General features: G+C 61.9%; 18 protein-coding genes. 15 read left to right on the top strand and 3 right to left on the bottom strand.

Going from position 1 to position 17,702, the window contains the following annotated elements; all coding sequences use genetic code 11:
* Positions 1-297: 297 nt before the first annotated feature.
* The 12 genes from EJI01_RS21390 (at position 298) to EJI01_RS21330 (ending at position 11,387) form a co-directional block, all read left to right on the top strand.
* Positions 298-1,221: a polymorphic toxin type 43 domain-containing protein gene (locus EJI01_RS21390; RefSeq protein ID WP_185879000.1), complete on the top strand. Its 924-nt coding sequence runs from the start codon at positions 298-300 to the stop codon at positions 1,219-1,221.
* Complete coding sequence (locus EJI01_RS21385; protein ID WP_126839141.1) at positions 1,221-1,670, top strand: hypothetical protein; 450 nt, start codon at positions 1,221-1,223, stop codon at positions 1,668-1,670. The genes EJI01_RS21390 and EJI01_RS21385 overlap by 1 nt, the downstream gene beginning before the upstream one ends.
* An 88-nt stretch (positions 1,671-1,758) precedes the next feature.
* A complete protein-coding gene (locus EJI01_RS21380; protein ID WP_126839140.1) occupies positions 1,759-3,987 on the top strand; it encodes a hemagglutinin repeat-containing protein in 2,229 nt (742 codons plus the stop codon).
* Positions 3,977-4,408 carry a hypothetical protein gene (locus EJI01_RS21375; protein WP_185878999.1) on the top strand — a complete coding sequence of 144 codons (432 nt, stop codon included), beginning with the start codon at positions 3,977-3,979 and terminating at the stop codon, positions 4,406-4,408. Before EJI01_RS21380 ends, EJI01_RS21375 begins: the two co-directional genes overlap by 11 nt.
* Complete coding sequence (locus EJI01_RS21370) at positions 4,401-5,009, top strand: SGNH/GDSL hydrolase family protein (protein ID WP_126839138.1); 609 nt, start codon at positions 4,401-4,403, stop codon at positions 5,007-5,009. Before EJI01_RS21375 ends, EJI01_RS21370 begins: the two co-directional genes overlap by 8 nt.
* Before the next feature lie 55 nt (positions 5,010-5,064).
* On the top strand, positions 5,065-5,373 hold the full coding sequence (locus EJI01_RS21365; RefSeq protein WP_126839137.1) for a hypothetical protein: 309 nt from the start codon (positions 5,065-5,067) through the stop codon (positions 5,371-5,373).
* Between the two features lie 101 nt (positions 5,374-5,474).
* Complete coding sequence (locus EJI01_RS29700) at positions 5,475-5,651, top strand: MafI family immunity protein (protein WP_126839136.1); 177 nt, start codon at positions 5,475-5,477, stop codon at positions 5,649-5,651.
* 47 nt (positions 5,652-5,698) lie between these two features.
* Positions 5,699-8,149 carry a hemagglutinin repeat-containing protein gene (locus EJI01_RS21355; protein ID WP_126839135.1) on the top strand — a complete coding sequence of 817 codons (2,451 nt, stop codon included), beginning with the start codon at positions 5,699-5,701 and terminating at the stop codon, positions 8,147-8,149.
* Positions 8,150-8,624: 475 nt separating this feature from the next.
* On the top strand, positions 8,625-8,930 hold the full coding sequence (locus EJI01_RS21345) for a hypothetical protein (RefSeq protein WP_126839133.1): 306 nt from the start codon (positions 8,625-8,627) through the stop codon (positions 8,928-8,930).
* A gap of 95 nt (positions 8,931-9,025) precedes the next feature.
* Entirely contained in the window at positions 9,026-9,475 is a 450-nt protein-coding gene (locus EJI01_RS21340) for a hypothetical protein (RefSeq protein ID WP_185878998.1), read from the top strand.
* Positions 9,476-9,560: 85 nt separating this feature from the next.
* On the top strand, positions 9,561-10,760 hold the full coding sequence (locus EJI01_RS21335; protein ID WP_126839131.1) for a hemagglutinin repeat-containing protein: 1,200 nt from the start codon (positions 9,561-9,563) through the stop codon (positions 10,758-10,760).
* Positions 10,761-10,829: 69 nt separating this feature from the next.
* The gene (locus EJI01_RS21330; protein ID WP_126839130.1) at positions 10,830-11,387 is read left to right on the top strand and encodes a hypothetical protein; all 558 of its coding nucleotides are present in this window, start codon (positions 10,830-10,832) and stop codon (positions 11,385-11,387) included.
* A 26-nt stretch (positions 11,388-11,413) separates the two neighbouring features.
* Here the strand turns inward: EJI01_RS21330 and EJI01_RS21325 are convergent, their stop codons facing one another.
* The gene (locus EJI01_RS21325) at positions 11,414-11,788 is read right to left on the bottom strand and encodes a VOC family protein (RefSeq protein WP_126839129.1); all 375 of its coding nucleotides are present in this window, start codon (positions 11,786-11,788) and stop codon (positions 11,414-11,416) included.
* Positions 11,789-11,944: 156 nt separating this feature from the next.
* The gene (locus EJI01_RS21320) at positions 11,945-12,220 is read right to left on the bottom strand and encodes a DUF4242 domain-containing protein (RefSeq protein WP_126839128.1); all 276 of its coding nucleotides are present in this window, start codon (positions 12,218-12,220) and stop codon (positions 11,945-11,947) included.
* A gap of 183 nt (positions 12,221-12,403) precedes the next feature.
* On the opposite strand from EJI01_RS21320, the gene EJI01_RS21315 reads away from it, so the two are divergent.
* Positions 12,404-13,477 carry a CAP domain-containing protein gene (locus EJI01_RS21315; protein WP_126839127.1) on the top strand — a complete coding sequence of 358 codons (1,074 nt, stop codon included), beginning with the start codon at positions 12,404-12,406 and terminating at the stop codon, positions 13,475-13,477.
* Between the two features lie 69 nt (positions 13,478-13,546).
* Positions 13,547-14,563, top strand: coding sequence for a Bug family tripartite tricarboxylate transporter substrate binding protein (locus EJI01_RS21310; RefSeq protein WP_126839126.1), 1,017 nt, complete (start codon positions 13,547-13,549; stop codon positions 14,561-14,563).
* A 13-nt stretch (positions 14,564-14,576) separates the two neighbouring features.
* On the opposite strand, the gene EJI01_RS21305 is transcribed toward EJI01_RS21310, so the two are convergent.
* A complete protein-coding gene (locus EJI01_RS21305; RefSeq protein ID WP_126839125.1) occupies positions 14,577-16,070 on the bottom strand; it encodes a caspase domain-containing protein in 1,494 nt (497 codons plus the stop codon).
* 193 nt (positions 16,071-16,263) lie between these two features.
* Here EJI01_RS21305 and tssK point away from each other — a divergent pair, with 193 nt between their 5' ends.
* Positions 16,264-17,595: a type VI secretion system baseplate subunit TssK gene (tssK, locus tag EJI01_RS21300; protein WP_126839124.1), complete on the top strand. Its 1,332-nt coding sequence runs from the start codon at positions 16,264-16,266 to the stop codon at positions 17,593-17,595.
* The last annotated feature ends 107 nt before the right edge of the window (positions 17,596-17,702 follow it).

Genomic DNA, 17,702 nt, shown 5'->3' with positions numbered 1-17,702 from the left:
AATGGGTGAATGGCGGGATGAAATGGTGGAGTGAATATTTGCCGTCATCTACTAATTGGAACCCTGTTCGACAGTTGGAAGAGGCCGGCTTGGCTTCTGGGAAATAATCGGAAGCGCCTCGCGCCAATGCTCCCGCAGAGGACGTCCGCAGCATTGGCTCCAGCTCCGTCGGCACCCACGCGAACAAGACCTTCGGCTTCCAGCCCGGCCTGGCGCCGCGGCACACGGCGTACCGGATCGACCTTGCTGGGGACGGCAGTTGGCGCAGCTACCGGCGATGCGGGCCTGGGTGCCACCGTGGCCAACAACGCGACGGTGAACAACTACCTCAAGCATGCAGAGCTGGTGAAGAAGGATGCGGAGCTCAAGGCCTGCGCCACAGACGAGTGTCGGACGAAGATCGAAGCCAAGTGGGACAAGGTGAGCCAGGATCGCAATGCGCAGATCCAGGACAGTTGCATCAACGGCGGCGCACAGGCGTGCCGCGCCAACATCGCGGAGATGCAGGCCGACCTCGCCGAACTTGCGAAGAACGGCACCGGCAAGGGCCTCAATCAATACACGCCAGAGGAGTCCAACAACATCAAGCAGTTGCTGGAGAAGTACCGGACCAACCTCGAAGAGCTGGCGAGCATCGCTCAGAGCACGCTGGGCACAACTTACGGCAGCCCATCTGAACTAGCCTACTTGACGCCGCAGGAAGCCAAAGACCTTCAGAACTTCCGTGCTGGCACGTTCATCGATGTCGCGGGCGCGGTGATCTTGCCGGGTGGTATCAAGGTAACGGGCAAGAGTGGCAAGCAGATTGCGGAAGAAATTGTTCCACCGCCAAATGCTCGGCCGTGGGCAGGTTCGGGGCCGGCGCGCGGAGTTATCGGAATTACCGACGATACCCCAGTAACGGCCCTTCAAAATTACTATCCGCGTGGCGGAGGCACAGAATTCGTGTATGACCCGGCAACAAGGACATTCGCTGCCGGGAAGCCTGCACGAGGGCAATTTGACGGATCTGCACATGAGCAACTTGCACGTTCAATCGGCGCGAATGAGAGTAAAGTAGTTGGTGGCACTATGCAAAGGGGGCCAAATGGAGAGTTTTATACCAATGAAAATAGTGGGCACTATGGGCAGAATTGGACGCCGGAAATTCGAGCAGATTTTCAAAAATGGCTAAGTGGTCGAGCGAATAGGCCTGTGGACCATCAATCGTGGGGTAATTGATGATTAGCTTCTTTTCTACTGAAATTGACGAGCCTCCGTGGTGCTGGATCGCGGAAATGGGGCAAGGCAAGGTTTGGCTGGGTGTTCATTCGCTCGACGGATGGGTAATTCGAGTGAGCGGAAGAGTCAAATTAATCGAAAATCACGGCGACTGTGCTTTTTTGCTGCCGCTCCTTGAATACAGCCGCGCATGGTTTTATAAAAATATTGAGCAATTTCTCGTCGTCTCAAAATGGCGCGAAAAATTCCCGGAAGCGTTGTTGTTGTCTAGTGCGTTAAATTACCCTGGGTCAGACTACTGGGCTTCAAAAGCATTGGACTGGATTGGTGACAACGCGAGAGAAATCCCAGCACTCGACGATGTATTGAAGGATTTGGTTATTAGAAAAAGTTGGGCGCAGGGTGTTCGTCAGAGGATTTCTAGATTGAAGCGAAATGTGGGGGTGTGAATTTTTCGATCTGATGGACGCCGGTGGCGTTCTATCCGATGTCTCCACCGCGCTCCGTGTTTTCAAGGAAGTTTGATACGGGCAAGCTATCCGAAGGCACGTTGCGGCACATGCGCTAAACACCCTCGTCACCGCCACCGACACCCTGAAGATCAAGAGCGGCGGCGACCTCAACATGCGAGGCGCGCAGGTGGCCGGCGACACGGTCAAGGCCGACATCGGCGGCAACCTCAACATCGAGAGCCTGCAGGACCGCACCGAGTACGCGAGCCAGCAAAGCAGCGGCGGCGTCAACGTCAGCCTGTGCATCCCGCCCATCTGCTTCGGCGAGTTCGTCTCGGCCACGGTCGACTACTCCAAGCAGAGAGTCAACCACAACTACCGCAGCGCCACCGGCCAGAGCGGCATCGTTGCAGGCAATGGCGGCTTCGACATCACCGTCAAGGGCAACACCGACTTGAAGGGCGGCGCCATCACCAGCACCGCGCCCATCGACAAGAACAGCTTCACCACCGGCAGCCTGACCACCAGCGACCTGGAGAACAAGCAGCGAACGAACTCGAGCAGCACGAGCGTCAGCGTGAGCGTCAGTTCGGGTGCGAACGCCTACAGCGCCGGAACCAGCGCCGCCACCAACGCCGCGCGCAGCGTGACCAGCACCGCGCTGGCCAACCTCAACGGCGGCAGGGGCCTGCCCGGCAACAACGACCAGACCAGCCAGACCCTGAGCGTCATCAGCCCGGGCACCATCAAGATCGTGGGCACCGGCGTCAAGGAGGTCGATGACAAGAGCAACGTCAACGTCGCGACCCTCACCTCAAGAGACTCGGAGACGGCCAACGGCGCGCTGGTCAACACGCTGACCCTGCAGCAGGCCAAGGAGATCCCCAGGCTGCAGCAGGAAGCGCAGGATCGGCAGCGCGCAGCGCAGCTGGTGGGCAGCGTGATCGACAACGTCATCGGCGATGTGGCGCAGAGGCAGGGCTGGGCCGAGGGCAGCGCACCGAAGATTGCATTGCACGCGCTGTCGGGGGCCATCCAGGCCAGGGTCGGAGACGGAAGTGCGTTGACGGGCGCCGTTGCCGGTGCGCTGAATGAAGCCCTGATGCCGCAGTTGGAACAAATCCTCAAGGACGAGGGCATCAATCGCTACAACAGGGATGGAACACCCAACCAAGAGTTCAATCAACTGCTGACGGCTGCCTCCACCATGTTGGGAGCCGCAGTCGGCGCGGCCACGGGGAACGCAGGCTTGGGCGCGATGGTGACTCACAACGCCACCGTCAACAACCGTCTTCTGCACGAAAACGAGAAGGCCAAGATCAAGCAGTTGGCGAACGGTGATCCGGTGCTGGAGCAGCAACTCACGGACGCGGCCTGCTATCTCGTGCATTGTGCTGCGGGCAAGCGGGATGACGATCCCGCGAGGGCGTCCTTGCAAGCCACGGAGCAGGCAGTTGCGAACAATGCCGATGGCGAGTACACCCGCGCGCTCGAGCTGCTTCGCAACGCTCAGACGGCGACGTTGTTCAACTACACCGAAGCCGATCAACGCCTGGATCGCTTGAACGCGATCGATCCGCGGAACGTTGGTGGGCTGAACCCGCAAGAGCAACAGGCCAAGGACCGCAACATCGAGGCGTGCCGAGGGGCGAAGGGTTGCGTCGACGATGTCAACAAGCGTTATGACCGACTGGTGAGCGATCGCGCGGAGACGACGATCACGGCGATCAACGCCATGAAGGCCTTCGATCAGTGTGCGGTGGGCGATACGACGTGCGCAGTCGGATCGCTGGTGCAACTGCAGGCAGTGCGGTCTGATATGAAGGCCAGAGGGGTCACCACCGACCAAGCTGATCTAATTGGTCTCAATTCCTACGTGGCGCGGGCCTCCCAAGCAGCAGGTGATGGCATCAGTATGAAGGACGCGTTCGGCGGTGCGCTTATCGGGGCCACAGCCAGCAATGTGGGAAATGCAGGGAACTCTTCTGCAATCGCCCCGCCAGGTATTGGTGCACGAGTTCCTACGGCTGAGGCGACGCGGCTTGGGGTTGATCTTGGCAAGATCGTCATCGTCGACGGCGTGGCCACGGTTCGGATTGATCTTACGATGGAGATAAGTGCCTCTGACATTCAGAAATTGGTTTCTTACGTTAAATCGCAGGGCGCCACTAGTGCCAAAGTCGATACCGGATATCTTGCAAACCCAAAGCTCGATGAATTTTTGGCTCGAAGAGCTAACGACGGAAAACCATTCTTTGGCGGTCGAGTGGAGAGAAATCAAAATAAATCAGGAGATTACTTCATTGTTTACTAAGATTGATGAATGGCATGAGAACCGAATCTTGCATCGCGCGCGCCTGCAGCGCTTCTCATCGCTCCCTTATTGTCATTTGATAAATGACTTGCCTTCGACTTCTGAGCTACTTCCGGCAGACCGAAAGATCGATGGCAAGCCACTGCTCTTAGCGAAGGCCTCAACGCAGCTGTGGACCTTGATTACCACAAGGGAGGTTATTTCCAGTGGTGAGAACGGGCTGAAGACAATTGCGCTAGCAGACATCGATCGTCGTATCGAATTCCGTGACAAAGAAGGAGGGGTTGCCAGAAAAGACAAGGCAAAATCATTGATGCTGGGCCTCGAGGGCGTGGAAATCTGGACGCCGAGCGATGAAGTGATGTTCGCAATGGCAAATATACTCAAGGTCTTTCCTCTTGCAGGGTACGAGCATGAGTAGTGAAGTCGTATTGCTGGGCGATTCGATTTTTGATAATCGTATGCATGTTGCTGTGGGCCAGAGCGTCAAGGATCATCTTCAAGAAATGCTGCCGCATACACGAATTTCTATGCTGGCAGCTGACGGTGCGACTACGGCGGATGTCCTCGCGCAACAGAAAAACTTTGATTCCAGGTCCGCGCAATTGTTCTTGAGCGTCGGTGGCAATGATGCGCTACTACACGCTGCGCTTCTCGATACTCCTGTCGCCTCTTCTGCGGACGTGCTTCGAATTTTTTCAAATATCGGTAACTCCTTTGAGGCTACCTACAATTTAATTGTTTCCAGGTGTCTAAAGATGGTGTCTCGTATGAGCGTCTGCACGATCTACGAAGGGAGTTTTGCCGACGAAGACTACCAACGCCGCGTGAGCAGTGCCCTATCTTTTTTCAATGATCGAATAACAAAGATTGCACTCGCCAATCATGTAGAAATTTTGGATTTGCGGACTGTGTGTTCCGTCCCAGAAGATTTTGTTAAAAATATTGAACCATCGATGCTTGGAGGACGCCGGATCGCGCAGGCAGTTGCAACGTCATTTAAGCGTAATTGTCTGGGGTGATTGGGCGTCCGATAATCGATCGGAGTGTTTAAGCTGCACAGCTGAGGTCCTGTTGATGGCGGTGGATATTTTTTGTTATTGCGCAACTCAGGTGGACGAAACAGATCGGAAGATTGCCCAGATGAGATCAGATCGAACGGATTTGTTTGCCAACTCCTTTCTTCTGTCCTCTGCGAAGCCGTTGCAGGAAGTGGAGCGGGAAATTGCGAGCCAGGCCGGACTCGAAAATGGTGCGTCACTTGTGCTGCTCAGGCTGAATGACAAGTCTTCTGCAGCCCGACTTGCGGAGGCAGCCTACGCATTCAGAAGCTACTTTGAAGATGGATCGGTTGTGACCTTGTTTGAGGGTGAAAAACCCATTTGATCGGCGACCCCCCTGGCGCTGCTTATGCAAGTTGCATGAGTCGGATCGGCGTGATCAACGAAGCCTTCCGACGGTGTTCCATCAGTCGTTTGGCCTCTTAGATGACCACCCTTGCTGTTCAGATTGACCAAATAGCTGAAGCGTTTCGTCGCAGGCTCGATGCCGAGTCGGTAGATTTCGTGCGAAGGTACGCGCTTCATGGGGAAAGTCGGCTTGCTCTGGAGACCTTATGCGATTACCTGTGCGAGGAGGGGGTGCCTATCGACCCTTTAGTTTGAGCTTGGCAAAGAGTTGCACGCCGATTTGAAGGCAGGCCGCTTTACCTATCTCCGGGGTCTCGTTCAGCCATCGGCTTAGCGATGACTCCCGGATCAATTCAAGGGAGAACACCGCCGCCACCGCGGGCAACAGCTCCGGCCGTTCCTTCGGCGGCGGCGTCACCTTCGGCTTCGGCTCGCAGAACGGCTTCAGCATCCAGGTCAACGCCGGCAGCAACCAGGGCAAGTCGATCGGCAGCGAGGTCCGCTACGACAACACCCTCGTCACCGCCACCGACACCCTCAAGATCAAGAGCGGCGGCGACCTCAACCTGCGAGGCGCGCAGGTGGCCGGCGACACGGTCAAGGCCGACATCGGCGGCAACCTCAACATCGAGAGCCTGCAGGACATCACCAACTACGCGAGCCAGCAAAGCAGCGGCGGCGTCAACGTCAGCCTGTGCATCCCGCCCATCTGCTACGGCGAGTACGTCTCGGCCACGGTCGACTACTCCAAGCAGAGAGTCAACCACAACTACCGCAGCGCCACCGGCCAGAGCGGCATCGTTGCAGGCAATGGCGGCTTCGACATCACCGTCAAGGGCAACACCGACTTGAAGGGCGGCGCCATCACCAGCACCGCGCCCATCGACAAGAACAGCTTCACCACCGGCAGCCTGACCACCAGCGACCTGGAGAACAAGCAGCGAACGAACTCGAGCAGCACGAGCGTCAGCGTGAGCGTCAGTTCGGGTGCGAACGCCTACAGCGCCGGAACCAGCGCCGCCACCAACGCCGCGCGCAGCGTGACCAACACCGCGCTGGCCAACCTCAACGGCGGCAGGGGCCTGCCCGGCAACAACAACCAGACCAGCCAGACGCTGAGCGTCATCAGCCCGGGCACCATCAAGATCGTGGGCACCGGCGTCAAGGAGGTCGATGACAAGAGCAACACCAACGTCGCAACCCTCACCACCCGAGACCCGGAGACGGCCAACGGCGCGCTGGTCAACACGCTGACCCTGCAGCAGGCCAAGGAGATCCCCAGGCTGCAGCAGGAAGCGCAGGATCGGCAGCGTGCAGCGCAGCTGGTGGGCAGCGTGATCGACAACGTCATCGGGGATGTGAGCCAGTCGCTGAATCGGCAGGCGCAGGAGCAGGAGAACCAGCGGGCCACAGCCGCAGGCGAGGCGCCAAGGGTGGTCACTGCATGGGCGGACGGCTCGACCGAGAAGATCGTCCTGCATGGGCTGGCGGGGGTCATCCAGGCCACGGTCAGCGACGGCAGCGCGCTGGTGGGGGCCACGGCGGGTGTACTCAATGAAGCGCTGTTGCCGGTGATGGCCGACTATCTGAAGAGGAACGGCTATGACTATGACGACCCTGCGCTGACCCCGGAGCAGAGCGCGCAAAAAAAAGCAGAGTTTGACGCGATGCTCACGGCCGGATCGACGCTGCTGGGTGCAACGATCGGCGCGGCAGGCGGCAATGCGGGCCTGGGTGCCACCGTGGCCAACAACGCGACGGTGCACAACTACCTCAAGCACGATGAGATCGAGAAGAAGATCGTTGCTCAGCAGCAGTGCGACGGTGGAAACAAGGAGGCTTGCGAAACCGTCCGACAGCTCGACGCGCTGAGCGCGCAGCGTGACCGCGAATTGGCGAACGCCTGCGCGAATCAACTAAGTGCAGATTGCACGTCGAAGCAAGCTGAAGTTCGCTCCGCCTACGCGGACATCATCCGTTTGGGGCTCAGCGAAGCCAGCGTTACGGCGCAGCTCGAGCGCCTGCACACGCAGGCGCAGGCCGACGGGACTCTCTCTACCGCCGGCAAGACGGCCGGCCTCGCGGCAGGTTTCGCGCAAGCGACGGCCGAAGGGCTAGAGGCGCTCGCCGATGGAATCGGCACACTGGTGCTGGCCGGACAAGGCGACGCCAAAGCCGGCGAGCGCGTGTCGGAGTTTGTGGGAAGCGCCATGGCTCTCGCGGATCCCACGCTCCTGGCGCAAGTCCTCAGCGCGGCAAACGAATCACAACGCGAGCAGCTTGCCTCTGCCTACGAGCGCGGGGATGCTTATGCCATCGGCAAGATCGGTGGCGAGGTGCTGGCAAACCTGCCGATGGGAGTTGGAAGCATCAAGCGCGTTGGAGGTGTGATAAAGACGGCGGATCAGTTGGCATTGGAAGCCGCTTCAGCAACTAAAACGGCCAAAGGGGTTGAAATTGGCTCAAAATTTGGGGATCAAGCCAAGCTTCAGGATCACTTTGCACGCCACGGGGGAGATTTTGGCGCGAAGAGCGCGCGAGAATATCAGGCTCAAGCGGCGGTATTCTTGGGGAATTCTAGGTCTCCTGGAGTGCTTGAGAAGGTGAGGGCGAACGGAGACATTGTTCGCTTCAATCCGTCAACCGGTGAGTTTGGCGTGGTCTCTGGTAGCGGGGTCATTCGGACATACTACAAGCCCGATCCGGCAGTGCACGGAAAGGGATCTAATTTGGACTATTTCAATGCTCAATAAATCATCGTCATTTATGTGTCCTGTATGTGGTTATCCAGACCTTAATGAGGCTCCATATGACAGTTTTGGATGCGCCACGTATAGCATCTGTCCATGTTGCGGGACAGAGTTTGGATATGATGATTCTGAAGTTTCTCATTCCGTTTTGCGCGAAAAATGGGTGAATGGCGGGATGAAATGGTGGAGTGAATATTTGCCGTCATCTACTAATTGGAACCCTGTTCGACAGTTGGAAGAGGCCGGCTTGGCTTCTGGGAAATAATCGGAAGCGCCTCGCGCCAATGCTCCCGCAGAGGACGTCCGCAGCATTGGCTCCAGCTCCGTCGGCACCCACGCGAACAAGACCTTCGGATTCCAGCCCGGCCTGGCGCCGCGGCACACGGCGTACGCGAACGTCAGAGGGACGGAGAACGGCACCGGGGATTCCAGCACCGCCGTTACCAGCCTGCTCAGCGCCAACGGCGGCAACCTCACGATGGTGGCCGGGCTGGATTCCAAGTACAGCGGGTCGGGCCAAGGCAACATCACGACCGAAGGCGCGGACCTGCTGGCGAAAGACAAGGTCACGCTCTCCGGCAACGCAGTGAACCTGAACGCCGCCACCTCCAGCGGCCGCAGCACGCACAGCGCGGAAGTCAAGAACCACACCATCGGCGCCCAGCTGACCGGCACGGTCGGCGGCGCCATCACGCGCGCCTACGACATGGCGCAGGAGTCGAAGAACACGGACGACAGCCGCTTGCAGGGTGCGCTGGCGCTGAAGGCCGGCTACGACGCCTAGAAGCTGGGCAGAATTGGACGCCGGAAATTCGAGCAGATTTTCAAAAATGGCTAAGTAGTCGAGTGAATAGGCCTGTGGACCATCGTGGGGTATTGATGATTAGCTTCTTTTCTACTGAGATTGCCGAGCCTCCGTGGTGGTGGATTGCGGAAATGGGGCAAGGCAAGGTTTGGCTGGGTGTTCATTCGCTCGACGGATGGGCAATTAGAGTGAGCGGAAGAGTCAAATTAATCGAAAATCACGGCGACTGTGCTTTTTTGCTGCCGCTCCTTGAATACAGTCGCGCATGGCTTTATAAAAATATTGAGCAATTTCCCGTCGTCTCAAAATGGCGCGAAAAATTCCCGGAAGCGTTGTTGTTGTCTAGTGCGTTAAATTACCCTGGGTCAGACTACTGGGCTTCAAAAGCATTGGACTGGATTGGTGACAGCGCGAGAGAAATTCCAGCACTCGACGATGTATTGAAGGATTTGGTTATTAGAAAAAGTTGGGCGCAGGGTGTTCGTCAGAGGATTTCTAGATTGAAGCGAAACGTGGGGGTGTGAATTTTTCGATCTGAACGCCCGTGGCGTTCTATCCGATGTCTCCACCGCGCTCCGTGTTTTCAAGGAAGTTTGATACGGGCGAGCTATTCGAAGGCACGTTGCGGCACATGCGCTAAACACCCTCGTCACCGCCACCGACACCCTCAAGATCAAGAGCGGCGGCGACCTCAACCTGCGAGGCGCGCAGGTGGCCAGCGACACGGTCAAGGCCGACATCGGCGGCAACCTCAACATCGAGAGCCTGCAGGACACCAGCACCCAGACATCGAAGCAAAGCAGCTCGGGCCTGAACGTGAGCCTGTGCATTCCGCCGATCTGCTACGGCGTCAGCACCGTGGGCGGCAGTGCCGCGAGTGCCAAGGCCAATGGCGACTTCACCAGCGTCAAGGAGCAGTCGGGCATCAAGGCCGGGGACGGGGGCTTCAACGTCAATGTGGCGGGCCGCACCGATCTGAAGGGCGGGGTGATCTCCAGCACCCAGGCGGCCATCGATGCGGACAAGAACCGCTTCCAGACTGCCAGCCTCGCGACCAGCGACATCCAGAACCACAGCACCTCGAAGGGCAGCAGCTACTCGGTGAGCGGCAGCGTGGGGTTTGCGGCGGGGGGTCAGAGCACGGCCACGACCGATGCGGACAAGAAGGCGGCAGCCAATGCGCAGAGCAATGCGCGCCCGGGCGGCAGCGCCGGTGTGGGTAGCGCCAGCGGCAGCCAGACCAGCACAACGAAGTCGGGCATCTCGGGACTGGCCGGAGACCCATCGGTGCGTACGGGCGACGCCACGAGCACGGGTGCCCTGGTGAAAGACTGGAACACCTCCAAGCCAACGCCGGCAGCAACCAGGGCAAGTCGATCGGCAACGAAGTTCGCTACGACAACACCCTCGTCACCGCGACCGACACAAAAAAAATCAAGAGCGGCGGGCGACCTCAACATGAGAGGCGAGCAGGTGGCCGGCGACACGGTCAAGGGCGGCCCACGTGAAGAACCTGCCTGTCGGGACCCTCATCAAGACTCAAAGTATTCCGTCCTGCGCCCCGGGGGAGACGCATTCTCTCCGGGCGTCTCGCGCAGGTCACCCTCGTCCATCGCAGCATCAGATGTCCTTCCTCACCGAGCGCCGCGCCGGGCAAATCAGTGCGTTAGCACGAACGACTTAAGACAATCACCACGACTCGTCGACGGCCGCGCATTCAGTCACGAAAGCGTGGTGATTCTTCGGGCACGGCCCAAAACAGCGGGCGTGCACACCAGAATTCGCCGCTTAAAAGGACGAGGGAGCTGAAGCAGATCCTGCAACAGAAGTTGCCGCGCCAATACCGGACGCGCCAGCGCTCCCACACAGGGATCGATCATGAACAAACAAACATCCGCACAAATGAGCGCCTTGCTCATCGTCGGGGCACTATTGACCGCTTGCGGCTCGCGTCAACCGCCGGGACCCGAGGCAGCGCCAGCGGCTGCCGCCGTGCACAACACCGTAGTGATGCCCGCCATCGCGTATGGCACAACCGCCAAGGGCATCCGATTGTCGAAGGCAGACGATCCATGCGATGTGCCGACTTCGTTGCAGCAGTCTGTGCAAGACCAGTTGCTCACGCCATACGAATACCTGCTTTCGCCTCCCGCATCCAGCGTCGACGGCGCACCTGTGCTGAAGATCGAGATCACCGACATCCTCGCGAACGCTGGCGGCCTCTATGGCGGCCCCAAGATCGTGCAGCTGCGTGGCACGTTGGAGCGCCGGGGCGAGGCCCCCGCCGGGTTCACCGCGCAACGACAGATGTTCATGTACTTCGGGCTGCCGCGCAGCACCTGCAGCATGGTGGGTGTGGTGACTTACGCTCTGGGCGGCGATATCGCGAAATGGCTGCAAAAGCCTATCAACGGTGCAGCACTTGGGGAGCTCTAAGTTCCAACACCCGGAGACGGGCGCATTCAAACGCCCTGTATCACCGCCATGATGTTCCCCTCCGTATCCGTGAACCACGCAGCCTTCGCCCCGCCCTGGTTCACGATGCCGTTCTCGTCCTTGCCCGGCATGTCGTAGTCCTCGAACACGACGCCGCGCGCCTTCAGGTCGGCGACTTCGCTCTCGATGTTCTCGACCTGCCAGAAGGCCTGGCTGGCTTTGGAGGTGCCGGCGTTGGGCGTGGGGTACAGGAAGCAGCTGGTGCCGCCTGCGCAGTCGTAGATGACACCGCCGTCCACTTCCGCCGTGGGCTTGAAGCCGAGCTTCTGCTCGTAGAACTGCCTCGCACGGGCAACGTCTTGCGCCGGGATGTAGGCGTACATCGGTGACTTCTGAAGCATGGCTTTCTCCTGTGATCGCGAGCCTGAAGACAAGCACATACCATCGCGCTTTTGGAGCGAAAGCACAACCATGGACACGCCCCTCCCGCTGCTCGGCATCGCCGGCGCGATGATCGTCGGCGTGATGAGTCCCGGCCCGAAGCACGGGCGCGCCGCCTAGGCTCGATAGAAGTAGGGATCGAGCACAGTCACTTCCGTGATGCCTTCCGCCGGCAGGCTGTTGTCGCCCGCCACCTCGCGGATCGCCTCCGGGTTCGGGCCATCGTAGACGCAGAAGGACTTGCGATGGTCCTTGCTCACGTAGGAATGGACCCAGGTCACGCCTTTCTTGGCGTTGTTGGCGATCACCATGCCGCAGGCCCGCGCGCCGACATCGGTCACCGGGATCTCCAGGCCTTCGGGAAAGGTGCGTTCGACTACATAGCGAGGCATGTCGGCTCCTTGGTTGATTGGCCACGGCAGGAATGCGCCGTCGGTTCGAGCTTAGTCGGCGATGCCGTCAGCGTCTGTTCGGGACTTGCCTAGCCGGGGGCTAGTCTCCGGGGTCGGCCTGCCTACGTCAACGATGGCCGCGCGCTGACAAGAAGGTTCGCGGTTTCGTGACGTCATGGCGCCATGACGCGTTCGCTTTCTTCTTCCATATCTGCTTACCATTTCCCCCATGCGCTCGCAGCCCTCGCCTGCGCCTTGATCGCGGCCTGCGGTGGGGGCGGAGGCGGCGGCGTGGCGGCGCTGCCGCCGGGGACGACGGTGTCGACCCCGCCGAGCGCGCCTGCCGATGGCGGGCAGGCCTCCACGCTGGTGAGCTCCGTCCCGCCGGACAGCTACGGCGCATCTTCGGAGGCGCACCAGGCCTTCGTGCTGCTGAATGCGGAGCGCGGGCGCTGCGGATTCGGTCTTCTGGCGCAGAACGCGCAGCTCGACAGCGCCGCCACGGCGCATGCGGATTGGCAGATCCTGAACAACCAGCTGAGTCACAGCGAAACGCCGGGCACCACCGGCTTCACCGGCGCCACCCCGGCAGACCGCGTCACCGCAGCGGGCTACCCCTTGGGCGGCGTAGGCGACGAGATCTCCGGCCTCTACTACTCCGGTTCGACCGCGGGCACCGGCGTATTCGCCGTGCGCGCGCTGCTTGCGCTGCCGTACCACGCGGCGGGCATGCTGGCAGGCTATCGCGATGTGGGGATCGGGATCCGCGGCAGCGACGAGCTCGGCACCAGCGGCATCTTCGGCGTGCGCACCGTGCAGCAGTTCAACCTGGGCTACAAGCGCGATGCCGGGCGGCAGGAGCCGGCCAGCGACCAGGTGCTCACCTATCCTTGCGAAGGAACGAGCGGCATTTTCTTCGAGGTCACCAACGAAACCCCCAACCCCGTGCCGGGCCGCGACCTGCGGGCCAGCCCGATCGGCCCCGGCCTGCTGGTGGCCGTGCGAAGCGGACAGACGCTCGCGATCTCCTCGGCCGCGATTCAGACGGTGTCGGGGAACGTTCCCGTGGTGCTGCGGCCGACGATGACCCGGGACAACGACCCCAACGCAGTGCTGGCTGCCAACCAGGCGTTGATCATTCCCGATGCTTCGCTCATGCCGAACACCGACTACGCGGTGAGGGTCGCCGGCACCAACGACGGCGTGTCCTTCGCCAAGAGCTTCGTTTTCTCGACGGGCGCCGGCGCGGCCAGGTGAGCCTTGTGGGGCGCTCGGCGCGCTTCTAAGATGTGCCGCTCACACCCCCAACATCTGGAGAAGACCACCATGCCCATCGAGCCGAACGCCTCCCTGTCGCGGCGCACCGCGTTGCAACTCGCATTGGGAGGCCTCGGCGCGAACATGCTTCCCGGATTCGCCGCCGCCCAGGGTGCCTGGCCCACCAAATCGATCACGCTGGTGGTCGGTTATCCACCCGGCGGACAGACGGACTTCGCGGGCCGCATCCTCACCGCCGGCATGCAGGCCAGCCTGGGCCAGAGCGTGGTGATCGACAACAAGCCCGGCGTCAATGGCAACATCGCGACCGACTTCGTCTCGAAGCAGCCGCCCGACGGCTACAGGCTCTTGGTGGGCAACGGCAGCAACATGGTGCTCAACCCGCACACCTACCGCAACACGCCGGTGGCGGATCCTCTGAAGCTCACGCCCATCGGCCTCCTGCTGACCTCGTCGCTGATGCTGGTGGTGCCGGCCAGCCTTCCGGTCAAGAACCTCGAGGAATTCATCGCCTGGGTCAAGGCGCAGGACAAGGAAGGCAAGACCGTGGACTACGCCTCGGGCGGCCCCGGCAGCCTGGTGCAGACGGCGATGGAGCTGTTCCGCGAACGCATCGGCAAGCCCAAGATGAGCCACGTGCCGTACAAGGGCAGCAGCCCGGCGATGACCGACCTGATCGCCGGGCGCATTCCCGCCATGTTCGACGCTTCGTCCGTGGTCGCGCCCTTCCTCAAGTCCGGCCAGCTCAAGGCGCTGGTATCCACCGGCGCCAAGCGCGTGCCGGCCTTCCCCGACGTGCCCACCGCAACCGAGAAGGGCATCAAGGACTTCCAGGTCATCTCCTTCATCGGCCTGTACGGCCCGGGCGGCTTGAATGCCGACATCGTGAAGAAGGTCAACACGGCGATGAACAGCGCCCTCAAGGACCCGAACGTGCAGAAGACCATCGCCGACCGCGGCGACGAAGCCGGCGGCGGCACGCCCGAGCAGCTGGGGCAGCTCACGCGCGACTACTACAAGCTGCTGGGCGACGTGGTCAAGGCGAACGACATCCGCGCCGAGTAGACCTAGCCACTCGCTACTGGATCCTCACGATCTCCGCTTGCGGCTGGGCCTGCGGCGCCGCGGCGCTGGCGCGCATGAGCTTCTCGCCGTCGCGGTAGAAGTGCCAGCAACCGTCATCGGGCCTGCGCGCGTCGGTCAGCCGGCCCGGCGGCACGGGATTGAACCTGGCGCAGAGGCTGCCGTCGTTCTTTAGTTCCCAGCGGCCCGAGCCGTTGCTGCTCGCGTTGCCGATGCTCTGGCTGTTGTAGTAGATGAGGCCGCCGCTTCGCAGGTCCCAGCGCATCAGGTAGCCGGCACCGATGTCCTTGAGGGTGTGCGTCTTGCCGACGAGGAGTTGCTCCACCTCGGCGCGGTCCAGGAACTTGCGCGCCGCCGAGGCGAGTGTGGCGCTGCTCGCCGGAGGCGAGAGCGCCGCCACCTGCGGGGCCGGCTGCGCGGCCGGCTGTGCGGCCGGCTGTGGCGGGGGCTGCGGCGCCGGTGGCTGGATGGGCGGCGACGCCGTTGCGCGGCCCGCATCGAGTTCGCGCTGCGCGCGCTCGAGCTGCTTCTCGAGTTCGTTCGGCTCGAAGCGCCGGCCCCCAGGTTCGCGTGCCGGCGGCTTCTGCACTGCTTCGCGCGCCGCCGGCTGCTCTCGGGCCGATTGCTCCCGGGTCGATTGCTCTCGGGCCGGCTGCGCATCCCGTACCGGATTGAAGCTGAAGTTCGAGGTCAGCGAGGTGTTGACCCAGGGCAGCTGCCGCTCGCGGGTGTCGCGCAGCACCTTGACGCGCACGTTCTTGAACATCTGCTCGACCTCCAGGCCCGGCACCATCATCTCCGTGGCCAGGTGCTTGGTGTAGACGCTGTTGCGGCCGCTCGGGCCGTCTTCGGCCGGCGCGCCGGGGGCCGATGCAAAGGCGATCAGCGTACCGCGCGCACCCATCTCCGCCAGCCCGCCGGCCGAGCGGATATTGCGCGTCTTGCCGGCGAAGGGATTGTCCCGGCAGGCGTCGAGGATCACGATGCGCGGGTGCGAGCGTGCCTTCTCGATGCGGGAGAGGAACAGCTCCTCGATGTCGACCGACTCGTCCTTCACTTCTTCCTGGTCGCGCAGGTTGATGTCGACCGGCAGCAGGAAATTGCGGCCGTCGATCTGCACCCCGTGGCCGGCGTAGTACAGCACCGCGATCGCATCGTCCTCCTGCACCCGGCGCGCGAACTCGCGCAGCGCGCGCCTGAACTGCAGCACGTTGACGTTGAGCTGCTCGTTGACGTCGAAGCCCAGCTTGCGCAGGTTGTTTGCGATCAGCCGCGCGTCGTTCTCCGGGTTGTCCAGCGGCACCTTCGGATAGCGCGCATTGCCGATCACGAGCGCGATGCGCTTGTCGGTCGGCTGGGCCTGCGCAGGGACGGCTGCCGCCAGCGCAAGTGCGAGTGCGACGGACAGCGTCAGCATCAGCATTCCGAGCAGTCGGCGCATGAGCGCACTCATCGCGTCTGGAACGTCGGCGGCATGCGAGGCGGACATGCCATCAATATCCGCCTGCCACAACGCGATGGCAATCGCATTTCTGCGAGGGCTCGCGCTTCATTGCGCCTAGCCCCTTAGCACTATCCCGTCCCCGTCGCCTAGGCCATTAGCCAGATTTGCCTGGGCCCCCTCGCGCCGGAAACTAGATGTTTCCATTCAGGCGGGAGCCCCCGCCGTCGACGGAGCGCGGATGAGTTGGCGAACTAAAGTGGTTTGGAGCGAGGGGATGCTGCTGCAGCCTCAGCACCTGCAGCAAAGCGAGCGCCATGCCGATCATGCGCGGCATCTTCTGTTGCGAAGCACCACGCCCTACGCCTGGGGTTTTGCCGAGCTCGAGATCGATCAGGCCGCGCTCTCGCTGGGGAAGCTGGCGCTGGTGCGCGCGGTCGGCGTGTTCGGCGACGGCACGGTGTTCGACATGCCGGCCGTCGATCCGCTGCCCGAGCCCATCGACATTCCGGGCACCATGCGCGACGAGGCGGTGGTGCTGGCCCTGCCGCTGCGCCGCGCGGGCGCGCGCGAGGCCGATGCCGAAGCCTACGACGACCTGGTGCGCCATCGCGTGCTGGAGTCCGATGTGCCCGATTCCAACACCGCCGGCGAGCGCACCGCGATGTTGCAGCTGGGCCAACTGCACACGCGCCTGATGCGTGCCGGCGACGCGACCGATGCCTGGACCACGCTCAACGTCGCGCGCGTCGTCGAGCGGCGCGTCGACAACCAGGTGCAGCTCGACCGCGTGCTGCTGCCGCCGCTGCTCGACGTGGCGGGCCATGCGGTCATCCGCGGATGGCTAGACGAGCTGCTGGGCCTGCTGCGCCAGCGCGGCGAGGCGCTGGCCGGGCGCATGAGCCAGGGCGGCACCGGCGGCGTGGCCGAGATCGCGGACTTCATGCTGCTGCAGACAGTCAACCGCAACGAGGCCGTGTTCGCGCACCTGGCAAGGAGCGCGATGCTGCATCCGCAGCACTTCTACGAACACGCGCTGGCGCTGGCCGGCGACCTGGCGAGCTTTCGCGATTCGCGCCGCGTCGCGCGCTTCGGGCCTTACGTGCACGACGACCTGGCGCTGAGCTTCAAGCCGGTGATGGACGACCTGCGGCGCAGCCTCTCGATGGTGCTGGAGCAGTCGGCCATCCGCATCGAGCTGCACGACCGCAAGCACGGCGTGCGCGTGGCCGTGATTCCCGACGTCGAGCTGCAGCGCAACGCCACCTTCGTGCTCGCCGTCAACGCGCAGATGCCGAGCGAGGCGCTGCGCGCGCGCTTCCCCACGCAGGTGAAGATCGCGCCGGTCGAGCGCATCCGCGACCTGGTCAACCTCGCGTTGCCGGGCGTCACGCTGATGCCGCTGCCGGTAGCGCCGCGGCAGATCCCCTTTCATTCAGGGGCCAACTACTTCGAGCTCGACACGCGCAACAGCGACCTCTGGCGCCAGCTCGAGCAGTCGGGCGGCGTCGCGATGCATATCGCGGGCGATTTCCCGGGTCTCGACCTGGCGTTCTGGGCCATCCGATCATGACCTCCCCCAGGCTTCGCGCACTTCACGTCGCTACGCCAACCCCCTCGCCGGGGGCGACACCAGCGGCCCGGCAAAGCCGGTTCCGCGAAGGCTTGTTGCTCTCCCCC

The organism is Variovorax sp. MHTC-1 (genome assembly GCF_003984645.1).
Taxonomy (GTDB): Bacteria; Pseudomonadota; Gammaproteobacteria; order Burkholderiales; family Burkholderiaceae_C; genus Variovorax.
Note: the sequence above shows the minus strand (reverse complement) of the source record. Positions and strands in the feature narration are given on the sequence as shown.

What these genes read in the sequence shown, in the direction of transcription:
- EJI01_RS21330 (WP_126839130.1), top strand. Translation starts at nt 10,830, where the DNA reads ATGAACAAACAAACATCCGCACAAATGAGCGCCTTGCTCATCGTCGGG.
- EJI01_RS21385 (WP_126839141.1), top strand. Translation starts at nt 1,221, where the DNA reads ATGATTAGCTTCTTTTCTACTGAAATTGACGAGCCTCCGTGGTGCTGG.
- tssK (WP_126839124.1), top strand. Translation starts at nt 16,264, where the DNA reads ATGAGTTGGCGAACTAAAGTGGTTTGGAGCGAGGGGATGCTGCTGCAG.
- EJI01_RS21370 (WP_126839138.1), top strand. Translation starts at nt 4,401, where the DNA reads ATGAGTAGTGAAGTCGTATTGCTGGGCGATTCGATTTTTGATAATCGT.
- EJI01_RS21305 (WP_126839125.1), bottom strand. Translation starts at nt 16,070, where the DNA reads ATGTCCGCCTCGCATGCCGCCGACGTTCCAGACGCGATGAGTGCGCTC.
- EJI01_RS21365 (WP_126839137.1), top strand. Translation starts at nt 5,065, where the DNA reads ATGGCGGTGGATATTTTTTGTTATTGCGCAACTCAGGTGGACGAAACA.
- EJI01_RS21310 (WP_126839126.1), top strand. Translation starts at nt 13,547, where the DNA reads ATGCCCATCGAGCCGAACGCCTCCCTGTCGCGGCGCACCGCGTTGCAA.
- EJI01_RS21345 (WP_126839133.1), top strand. Translation starts at nt 8,625, where the DNA reads ATGGTGGCCGGGCTGGATTCCAAGTACAGCGGGTCGGGCCAAGGCAAC.
- EJI01_RS21340 (WP_185878998.1), top strand. Translation starts at nt 9,026, where the DNA reads ATGATTAGCTTCTTTTCTACTGAGATTGCCGAGCCTCCGTGGTGGTGG.
- EJI01_RS21320 (WP_126839128.1), bottom strand. Translation starts at nt 12,220, where the DNA reads ATGCCTCGCTATGTAGTCGAACGCACCTTTCCCGAAGGCCTGGAGATC.
- EJI01_RS29700 (WP_126839136.1), top strand. Translation starts at nt 5,475, where the DNA reads ATGACCACCCTTGCTGTTCAGATTGACCAAATAGCTGAAGCGTTTCGT.
- EJI01_RS21315 (WP_126839127.1), top strand. Translation starts at nt 12,404, where the DNA reads ATGACGCGTTCGCTTTCTTCTTCCATATCTGCTTACCATTTCCCCCAT.
- EJI01_RS21325 (WP_126839129.1), bottom strand. Translation starts at nt 11,788, where the DNA reads ATGCTTCAGAAGTCACCGATGTACGCCTACATCCCGGCGCAAGACGTT.